The organism is Pararcticibacter amylolyticus (genome assembly GCF_003130405.1).
Lineage (GTDB): Bacteria > Bacteroidota > Bacteroidia > Sphingobacteriales > Sphingobacteriaceae > Arcticibacter > Arcticibacter amylolyticus.
In genome coordinates this window covers 17,637-28,640 of sequence record NZ_QEAS01000007.1, presented here as the reverse complement: position 1 = coordinate 28,640, position 11,004 = coordinate 17,637, and the positions used below count along the sequence as shown (strand labels likewise).

Sequence of the window (11,004 nt, the reverse complement as noted above, 5' to 3'; positions counted from 1 at the left end):
CATCTCACCGGTATCCACACCTCCATATCACTATGTCCCCTGTTGCCCCAGGCGTAGTAAGGAACCAGGCGGATCTTCACAGGTTCCGGTTTGTCCTGAGATATTTCACGATATAGCTGGTTGCTCCAGTTCTTTTTGCCGGTAAGGATTCCTTCCCCTTCCAGGGCGACTAAATTGCTGTTGCTGACAGTTATCTCTTTGGGAGTAAAGGCAGCATTGGAGGGAATGGCTACATCGAACATCTTCACATTTTGAGGGAGATCCTTCGCTTCGAGGCAATATACCACCGGGCCTCTTTTAACGGCAACCTGATTGCGGGTTTCCTCCACCAGCGGATTAGATTCCACCAGGGTGGCGTTCATTGGAAGAACGAGTTCAATACGATCTCCTTTTTTCCATTTCCTGGTAATTGTGGCGTAAGTGCCTGAAGTAAGTTCTTCCTGCTGAGCCTTACCGTTTATCTTTAAAGCAGCGCCTCTGCACCATCCGGGGATGCGCATCATAACAGAAAATGCTTTCGACGGAGCTGATTCAAAACTCACACTGATATTCCCGTCCCAGGGGTAGGCTGTCTCCTGCGTCAGTTTCACGGTCGATCCATCTTTTAATTTTGTGGATAGTTTGCTGCCACCGTATAAGTTAAACCAAAGCCCCTTATCAGAAACGCTGTACAGGTAGTTGTTCACTTCTGCAATCGTTCTGACAACGTTAGGCGGACAACAGTTGGAAAGGGCGATATACCCCACCCTGTCTTTAGACCAGCGTTGCTGAAAAGGAAGATCATCCGAGTAGCTCAGGGGATTCGTGTATAAAAACTTTGTTCCGTTCAGGCTGATCCCGGATAAGATACTGTTGTAAAGAGTAAGCTCTGCAATATCCGCATATTTGGCATCGCCCGACATTGTCAGCATTCTCCAGTTCCAAAGCATGTTCCCGATATTGGCACATGTTTCACCGTGAGCCGTAAAATTGGGAAGCTGGTAATCCCGGCCATAAGCCTGATGGATCTTCTGAACATCTGTCGGCTCATAGGAGGTCCCGTCGGGTGATACTCCGTCATACAATGCCCCGCAGGCCCCGGTAATATACATCTTATGCCGGGTCACGTCGTCCCACATCAGGTCAAGCCTTTTAAGTAATGAGGTATCTCCCGTTTCTGCATATACATCGGCTACACCGGCATAAAGGTAGTTGGCTCTGACAGCGTGGCCCATAGCCTTTGTTTGTTTGCGGAAAGGGATGCGGTCCTGGTTATCGTCCGTACCGTTTTCTACCAGGCCCCTGATATCTATGAGGCTTTTCGATAATTCCAGGTAACGCGGGTCGCGGGTGGTACGGTACATCTCCACTACTCCCATGTAGTGAGAAGGACAAATGGCATTTCTCGCCAGCTCAGGAGATGATTTCTTGTAGAAATTGTAGAGGTAATCCGTTGACTTCTTCGCCAGATCAAGAAGAGAAGTCTTCCCGGTGGCCCTGTAATGCACACAGGCAGCTGTCATCAGGTGGCCCATATTGTAGGTCTCAAAATGAAGACGATCCTTAAACTCGGAGGCATTCCCTTTCGAATTTCGCTCTTCAATCATCGTTGGTGTGTGAATATAGCCATCAGCTCTCTGGCATTTTGCAATCACCGGGATCACCTCGTCTATATATTTGTCGAGCTTTGGATCTTTGGTTATCGCATACATGGCACTCAGCGCCTCAATCAGCTTATAGAAATCACCATCGTGAAAAGGAGGACCAGAATGTTTGCCTTCTTTCAGACCGGCAGCAATTTCAAAATTCCTGAAAGCATGTGCCACTTCGGGATCCTTATACAGGTTCCACATGTAAGGGATCATGGAGTCCTGGCAAACTTTCAGGCGCTCGGCCCAAAAGCCGCCCGTTAGTTTCACATCGCCCATATTGACATTTTTCAACTTCACATAAGGGCTGGATGTCGTATTTACAAGGCTTTTATCTTGTCCGCGGCTGTCGTCTGCAAACATGATCATGCCGGCAGACAAAGCTGCCAGAATTAAACCTGTCTTTAATTTATCTCTCATTATTCTAATCGTTATCATTTTTCTGAAAGGATGGTGACCGGCTCTGTAAGCCCGGCTTTTAATAAAGGACGCTTTCCAAGACGGAAAGGAGCAGTAGTGCGGGTTATACGCTGGTTTTCAGGCAATGTCTGATCATGCTGCATCCGGTTGAACCAGGTATTCGTCACTTCAATCACCAGTTCGTTCTTTCCGTTCTTCAGCGCATCGGTGATGTCAACCCTGTAAGGCGCCGTCCAGGCAACCCCGCAGCTTAAGCCGTTTAATTTTACTTCCGCGATATTGGCAACATGTCCAAGATCAACCCAAATGCGTTCACCGCTTTTAGATCTCTTCCACTTAAAACTGTTCTGGTATGCAGCCGTACCTGAATAGTAACGGATTAATGTATCCTGGCTTTGGCTCCAGTCGGTCAGAGTCTTAAATATAACAGGCTTCTCAGGCCCGCCAAGAGCACTGTTGAAGCGGACCGACCAGTCTCCCGTAATGGTAGTAACTTTCTGAAACTCCAGGCTATTCTTTCCTTTACTATCATTTTCCGGGGCTGCTTTATCCCTGAATATCACAAAATAAGAAGCGTTCGGAGCAAATACCAAAGGAAGTTCCACCCGCTCGCCGGAGACATTCCACACACCAGCCCGGATCGTTCTCCCTGTTACAGGGTCATAAATTTCAGGGGCCTTTTCCTTTACCCTGAATGAAAGCAGGAGCTCCTTCTCCATGGAATCCTGGTTGGAAACAAAATAAATCTCAGAGTCGGAAGTACTCCGGTGGTTCCAGGCTATTTTACCCGGATTTCCATTGCTCCTGCCTGTTGCTTTAAAATCGCGGGCAATTCCAATGAAATCAAATGATCCGGCAGCAAGAGGGCCTTGTATTACCCGTCCTTTCCCAACCTGTTTCATCATAACGGGTGCTGAACCGCTTTGAACAGCAGCAAAAGCACCACCCCATAATTCCTCTGCCACTTTCTCCAGCTTTTTATCCGCATCTGCAAAATCTTTCAGGCCCGGAGAAGAAACCGGGCGGTCTCCCAGCACTATAGTGGCACCCTCTTTCACAAGCTGAAGCAAACGTTCGGCAACACGAATATTCATTAAACCAGAATTCGGTTCCATCTGGTGTTTTCCCGGCAGAACGAGAACGGCATAACTTGCACCTCCCGGCAATTCTATACGACCATTGCGAACCACCGCGAGGTTAAGCAATGCATCTGCATTGAATGAGTCGTATGCATATCCACGCAGGGGGTCAGTCCAGTTCGCCGGATCTGCCATATTCGCCACGGTGTTTACGCCAACCGGCATTTCACGCATGGGTATACCTTTATTGGCCAGCCGTTCCTTTTCCGCTGCCACTACTTCTTTTCCAAAGATCCCCGGTAAAGACGATACAAAACGATCAGGCAGCAGGGCTCTTCTTGGAAATTCTTCCCCGGTAAATACAGCAATATCTTCCACCGGCCGACCCTGCTGAAGCAGGGTCTGACAGCGTTCGGCATATTCAACCCAGGCTCTTCCCGGCTTCCACCATGTCTGATCTCTCTGGAACAACAAACCCACATCGTTCAGGGTCATTCCCGGCTTGCGGTCCATCCAGGGATTATGTGTATACACGTGATAAACAAGCCTGTTTACCCCGAGGGCATAATTCCGGTCCTGCAAGGTTTTGAGATTTCCGGGATGTTCATCCCAATGCATCCTTACCTCTGTAAATGCTTCAGACTGAATAATGTTCTTTCCGTATATATGTGCTCCGCTTATCGCATCACGTACATCGTTAGGCTTGTCATGAGACGGGCTGCGCAGCCAGAATTCCCCCATCGGGATGTCTACTTCTTTAAAATGAAGCATTCCGTCGGCAGCCATAACAGGAGCTGTCGTCTCGGAAGTGAAGATGCAGCCCTTTTCATGAGCCAGCTGCTTAAGCGTCTTAAAAAAGTTATCGGTGATCAGCTCCGATATCGTTTGCCTGATATCATACAGAAAACGCTCGGAAACATCAGCGCTCTGAACAGGTACTCCAGCCATTGCAGGCAGATAGGAGACCGGGTCGTACCCTCTCCGTTTTTTAAATTCGTCCCGAAAAACAGGCGACCAGTTCTGACTTCCGCACTCCCAGCTGTCCACGTGAAAAATGCTCAGTACTCTTTTTGCCAGATCATGGCCAGCTACACGAAGTGCCTCACCAAACCATTTATCAAACTGTACTTTTACAACTTCCGGATTGAACTTATCACACTCGAGCCCCTTCCCTGCACCTGCTGTCTCGTTCATGTGCCCTGTCGACGTATATCCAACTCTCAGGATCACCCAGTTGCCTGCCGGAACTTTCCACTTCAGGCGCCCCTTGCCATCTGTATATTGGGTGATCTCTCTTATAGAGGCCAGCGGTACACACAAAGAGTCTGGCAATTGTTCTTTATTTGTCCCTGGGCTGACACGCCATACCTCCCCCGTCTTCCCCTCATACTGGTGGATACGTGCCTCTGAGGATAATTCTATCCCTGCAATCTTAAGAGACGGTTTCCATTTCGCAGCATCCAGGTCCTCCGCGCCGGGTTCTGAGCCCTCTTTATTGTAGATAAAGCGGAAGAACCGTGCGGTTACAGGTTTAATTTCATGAGTAACATCAGCATCCCAGTCAAGCCATCCTGCCCTGGGCGGCTGAAGCCGTTCAGCTGTACGGTAATTTTTGCCATCATTGCTCACCTGTACGATCAGGCGGTTTGACTGATGATTAAAGCCATTTACATGGATCACGACCGACCGGCAGGTAAATGGCCTGGTAAACTCATATTGAATCCAGCAGGAATCGTTACTGCCAAAATTTTGTTTATTACCCGGTTTCACCAGGAACGACGCATCCGCCCCTGTACTCGTAGTGACCTTCGGAACGACTGTCTTTGTTGAAATGCCCGTTCCCGGGGCGGCCGGATAGGCAAACACCGCAATATCCCTGAAATATCCCTTATATGAAGGCAAAGAAGGCAGGGTATCATTAAACGTCCGTCCCCCTTTTACCAGGACGGAAGAGGAAACCACCTTCTGCATTGAATGCTCCGGTGTGATCCACGGGCCGCCCGCGGTTGCAAAGCCGTCGTTGGGAAGCATCGCAATCTTAAGCCCTATCCTATCGGCTTCGTCCAGCGCATAGCGAACCATCTGCCACCATTCAGGACTAAGCTGATCGATGGCCGGAGTATATAAAGGAGGATCTGTTTTTCCCTTAATAGGGGCCAGATAAGCGCCTCCAATACCAGCCTGTTTCATGGCCTCCAGATCTGCAGTTATGGCCTCTTTGGAATATGCACCATGCATCCAGTACCAGAACACCCATGACTTTGCTGCCTCGCCTATAGGTTTGATATGATCGGGAAGCCCTTTAGGCTGCCCATTCAGGGTACTTCCTGACAGCCCGGTCAAGATGAGCAAAGCAACGTATAGGCCTTTCATATTCCTGTAATTTCTCATTTCTAAAACTTAATCCTTCCGGAAAGTGCTGAGGCTCCATCCACTTTCATCTTCGCCGGCAGCATGTAAAAACTATACTTATAAGGTTTTGACGGAATTTGGTACTGAGGCAATGGCTGTGACACATCCGACCAGCTGTCATTTCCCCCGATCCCCATCTGGACCAGGTCAATATTAAGGACAAGATAACCTGCATCCTTCAGCTTATTCTGGTGTTTGGCAGCTTCGATATTCTGATCGGTATATGGCCTGGCACTCATGCTCAATAAGCTATCGGCAACCACCATCAGTCCCTGGTCTTTACTCCGGTCTTTCAGGTACATCCATCTTACATCCGTACGGTTTCCATTTTCCTGAGGATATACATAGGGTTCCATAAACTGTTCTAAAGGGAGAGAATAGATCGCTGCATCAAATCCATAGCGCCTGTCAACATAGTTTTCAAGAGGTCCTTTTCCGTACCAGTTGATCAGATCGTAGTTCCTCTTTATACCGCATTGTAAACCCACCTTCGGAATATTCGGCAATCCGGCCGAAGGATTGAGGGAATAATCAACTTTTAAAACCCCGTCCCCGTTGAGTGTATAAGTAATACGGGTTGTAGCTTTACCGTCAATTAACGTATAGTTACTTGTGATAAGGACAATGCCGTTCCCTTTCTCTTCAGCAGTCACGTTTTCCAGCTTAAGATCATTCTGATACCATTCTTTAAGTTTCTTCTGCGGTTTCCAGCCTTTCTTATCATTATCGGTCTGAGGTCTTGTGAAGCAAGGCAGCAAGGGCTTAAAGATTTGCTCTGCGCCGTTCCATTCATAGGAATACAAGGCTCCGTTCTCTTTACTGATCTTCACTTTAAAGCCCTTTCCAGAGAGAACTACATCTTTGTCATTCTCCGTTTTGCTAAGGGTGGGATAAGAACGGCTGGAAGGCAGCCTCCCAGAAGATACCGGTGTTAAAGCAACCTGGTTAGAGGCTACTTCATGTCCTTTTGGTGCCCAGTTCTCATCTTTAGAAAGAGAGAAATGAATATCTGCCAGATACTCCTTTCCAGCCTTCATAGAAGGAAAATACTTCCTGATGCTGATCACGGTGTCTTTTCCTGCCGGTAAACCGAAAGAAGGCAACTGGTAAGTTTTTATCACGTTTCCGTCTTCCCTGATGTTAAGTGTAACGGCATATCCGTCCAGAGATTTTACAGCATGCCTGTTACTGATCCTGAGCAATCCGGATTTTGCATCTGTAAGACTGCATTCCACCGGCTGATATACCCGTTTACATTCATACATAGCCGCCTTCGGCCTGCCGTCTGACGCGGCAATTCCATCTATACAGAAATTGCCATCATGCCTTTTTTCACCGAAATCACCACCATAGGCCAGCATATCGTTCCCTAAAGAATCTTTTTTTATGATCCCATGGTCCTTAAATTCCCAGATACAGCCACCGATAAGTCTTGGCCGGGAACGGAAGATATCCCAGAACTCCTTCATATTCCCATTCGAGTTTCCCATCGAGTGAGAATATTCCACAAAAAGAATTGGCCGGTTATCGCCGTTTTTCTGGTTCACCAGCAAATCAGGAGTATATATCCCCGGGTAAAAACGGCTTACGATGTCAACATAGTATTGATCCAAAGGATTCTGAAGGCGATGAGAGTGGTCGTTTGTCTTTGGATATCGGGGATCAGAAGGATCAATATATCCTTCCAGCTGATGACTACCCATAGCAGGTTCATAGTGAACCGGGCGGGTAATATCGAAATCATGGATCCAGGCCGCCTGCGCTGCATTGTTAGGACCTCTTCCCGCTTCATTTCCAAGACTCCAGATAATAATGCTTGGATGGTTTTTGTCCCTCATCACCATGCGCATGGTACGCTCCATAAAAGCATGGGTCCACTGGGGGTCGTTACTTAACTTTCCACCCAGACCGTGCGTCTCATAGTTAGCTTCGTCCATTACCATGATGCCATACTGGTCACAGAGCTCGTAGAAATAAGGGTCGTTGGGATAGTGGCTGGTCCGGATACAGTTAAAGTTAAATCTTTTGATTGTTTCAACGTCCCTGCGGATGTCTTCTCTCGACAGCGCCTTTCCTTTAACAGGGTCATGATCATGACGGTTTACGCCATATAAGTAAGTAACCTTCCCGTTGATCAGAAGCTTTCCGTTCTCTTTAGAGAACTCTATGCTTCTAAAGCCAACACGGCAGCTTTTGGCTTCCAGCACTCTCCCTGTCGAATCAGTCAGAGAAAGAACAAGCGTATATAAGTTGGGTTGTTCATCACTCCACTTATCCGGATTCTTCACCGTTGTCTCCAGTAAGCCAAATTTCACATTATCCAGGCGGGGGTAGATTTCATTGATGATAGATTCGGCACTTCTCTCAAGGGGATTTGCGAAAACAGGCTGCCCGGCTTTATTATACAGCTGTGCCTTTACCTGGTATCCTTTTATTTCCTTTCCTGTCAGGTTTTCTACCCTCGGGCGGATGCTGAATATGGCGTCTTTGTAGTCTTTATCAAGTTTAGCCTGCCAGTGAAAATCAGCGATCCTGACCTTGGGTTCTGCCAGCAGCATCACCTCGCGCTGAATGCCGCTCATCCTCCAATGGTCCTGATCCTCCAGGTAAGAACCATCCGCCCAGCGAATCACCTGTACTGATACGATATTTTCACCAGCCTTCAGGTAAGGACTTACGTTAAATTCGGACGGGAGACAGCTGTCTTCTCCATATCCCAGGAATATCCCGTTCACCCATACTTTAAAGCCTGAACTCACTCCTCCGAAATGAAGTGTGATATTCATATCTTTCCACTCAGCCGGAACGGTAAAGCTTCGCTGGTAAGAACCGACAGCATTGTAATCCTTCGGTATACGCGGCGGATCTACAGGACGGAAAGGATATACAGCACTTTTATAAATAGGGATATCATAGCCTTCCAATTCCCAGTTGGATGGCACCTCAATCTTCTTCCAGCCCTGTACCTTCGATTTATAAAAATCCTTAGGTGCATCAGCAGGTTTAAAAGCAAAAGAGAAGTCCCATTCTCCATTCAGCGAAAGCATCCTGGTGCTCTTACTTCTGTCACACGACAGCGCGTCCTTCTCCGTTTTGAAAGAATAGGCCGTGGTTCGCATAGGATCGCGGTTAATGCTGGTGACCAGGGGATCTTCCCATGGCTCAGCGCTATAGATCCCCGGTACGGGAGGAATGGCGGCCGGAAGTCCGTCAACTGTCTGGGAACTAACGAATTTCCCTGACATTAAACAACATAAATAAACAACAAAAAGCTTACGCATCATATTTTCCTGTTTCATTACAAAGCGGAATATTTTACCTTAACAGTGCTGTGAGGTGCTATCCCAATTTCATATATCTGGCTTCCAAGAGATTTCACATCCAGTCTGTCTCCCGAAGGCTTTGTTTTACTCTTAATTCTTAATACTCCCCTGCCTGCTATCCCCTGCACCCTGATCTCAGTGGTGCTGCAATAGACTTTTATATCGCCGGAAGGTGCAGGAACCTTTCCGTCCATCCACTTCAGCCCCCCAAGGGCGGGTTCTACAACATATGTAGCATAACCGGGGCTTAAGGGTTTCACACCCAGGTAATATTTTCCCAGCAGGTAAAGAGGACTGGCGCCCCAGGCATGGCATAAACTCTTACCAAACGGACGGCCATACATCGAGTAATGTTCTGCACCCTTTTTGGATGGATCATATTCTTCCCAGAACGATGTAGCTCCTAATTTGAGCATGCCGCCCCAGTAGTCTTTCATCTCGCTTGTCACATGTTTCTGCTCGCCCATTGCACAAAGCGCCTCCAGCTCATAAAACCTCATATAAGGGGTGGTGATCTTCTGGATCTTATCGTTGAGAAGCACATTCTTCTTTACTCCCTGCTTCTGCTGCTCGCTGAAGTAATCAAAGAAAATCCCGAACATGTTGGCATAGCGGGTAACATTATCTGTCTGTTTCCCGTCAACAAGGCTGTGCACCAGGGCCTGTTTCTGCTCGTTCCAGTAAACAGAGAATAACCTGGATTTAAGATCTTCGGCAAGCTTCCCGTATTTCGTAACCCCGTCTTTGTCATTCACGATACCGGCACAGGTAGCCATAGTTTCGAGGCTTCTGGCCAGTAGAAGTTGCTCGAAACTAACTGCTCCCTGTTTACTTAACCCGTCTGCCCAGTCGATGAAGACCCAGTCGCCCGGCAAGCCTTCCATCAGGCCACTGGCATTACGGCGTGCTAAACAGAATTCCATCAGACTTTGCATCCGCGGATAGAACTGCTCAATAAATTTTTTATCTCCGGTATAAAGGTAATAGTCGCTGATGCCCAGGAACCAGTAGAATGTATAGTCCATGATGGTGTTCATATGACTGCTCACCGGGTCTTTTCCTCTCAGGGCCAGGAGTGTCCGTGTAACGGACGGCGAATCAAACAGCAAATAATAGTTCATCAGGAAACTCTGGTAGGCATCGCCCGACCAGATCCATCTGTCGCGTTTAATTCCGTCAATAAAAAACTCCCTTGTGTTCAGGTGGAAGGTATATTTAGAAATATCGTAGATCTTATTAATCTCAGCATCCGAACAGCGGAAGTCGCCTCTGTCGGCCACTGGCAGGTATTCATACAGCATAGAAACCTTATCGAGACTGATGCCGCTGTCAAATTTTATATTTACAAAACGGAATGCCTTAGTAAGGCTCGTCAGCGTATATTTTTTTGCAGGCAAGTTAATGTCCAGATGATCCAGCGTCTCGCAGGTTTCTGTTGCAAGCGCTTCTTCTTTCGATTCGCCGTAATAGACAGACACCCGGCCCTGCCCTTTCAGCCCTTCCAGCTTAACATAGCCAAATGTCTCTTTTCCGAAGTCAACCAGGAGGCCGTCAGCCGTCTTCTCAGTTTTTACTGCCTGTTGAGGAGTTGTAGCCAAAGTGAACTTCGACGGCGGGGTGGAAGAACTGTCAAAATTCCAGCTTCCTGCCGATAACCATGTTGTGCCCGACTGATCGGATGCTTTACCGCTGGCATCAATCCATTCTTTATCTTCATAAGTCACCAGCCAGGAGGAATCTGAAACCACAGACTTTCCTTTCACGAAGATAGCCGGCACCCGGTCCTGGCAGAACACCTTTAAACTTAACTTATGCTTTCCCGCCGGCATTGTAATAGTACGGGGATAACCACTGATCCCTTTGCCGTCGATTTTTACATTATACTGCCCTTCCACATGAAGCTCCACCTGCTCTTCCGCAGGAACCTCAAAGACCTTGTGAAAGTCCACAAGCACAAAATGGCTATCCATTCTCCAGAACGGCGGAAAGAATGATCCTCTTTCCGTCCTCCTGTTCTGCATCCTGTTGCTCAGCCATACTTCAAAATCTCCCGGATACCAAATCCAGGTCGCCCTGCTTTGAGCTGTCAGTTCAGCTCCTAATGAAAGCATTGTTAATAGGATAAAAATCTTTTTCATTGTT

General features: G+C 47.7%; 4 protein-coding genes. All 4 read right to left on the bottom strand.

Going from position 1 to position 11,004, the window contains the following annotated elements; genetic code table 11:
• A partial coding sequence (locus DDR33_RS09550) for an aceric acid hydrolase (protein ID WP_238387743.1) occupies positions 1 to 2,048 on the bottom strand: 2,048 nt, incomplete at its 3' end.
• A 14-nt stretch (positions 2,049 to 2,062) separates the two neighbouring features.
• Complete coding sequence (locus DDR33_RS09545; protein WP_109415760.1) at positions 2,063 to 5,500, bottom strand: glycosyl hydrolase; 3,438 nt, start codon at positions 5,498 to 5,500, stop codon at positions 2,063 to 2,065.
• Positions 5,501 to 5,520: 20 nt separating this feature from the next.
• Complete coding sequence (locus DDR33_RS09540) at positions 5,521 to 8,784, bottom strand: glycoside hydrolase family 2 TIM barrel-domain containing protein (RefSeq protein WP_238387742.1); 3,264 nt, start codon at positions 8,782 to 8,784, stop codon at positions 5,521 to 5,523.
• A 53-nt stretch (positions 8,785 to 8,837) separates the two neighbouring features.
• Positions 8,838 to 11,000, bottom strand: a complete 2,163-nt coding sequence (locus DDR33_RS09535; RefSeq protein ID WP_109415559.1) for an alpha-L-rhamnosidase-related protein — start codon at positions 10,998 to 11,000, stop codon at positions 8,838 to 8,840.
• Positions 11,001 to 11,004 lie beyond the last annotated feature (4 nt).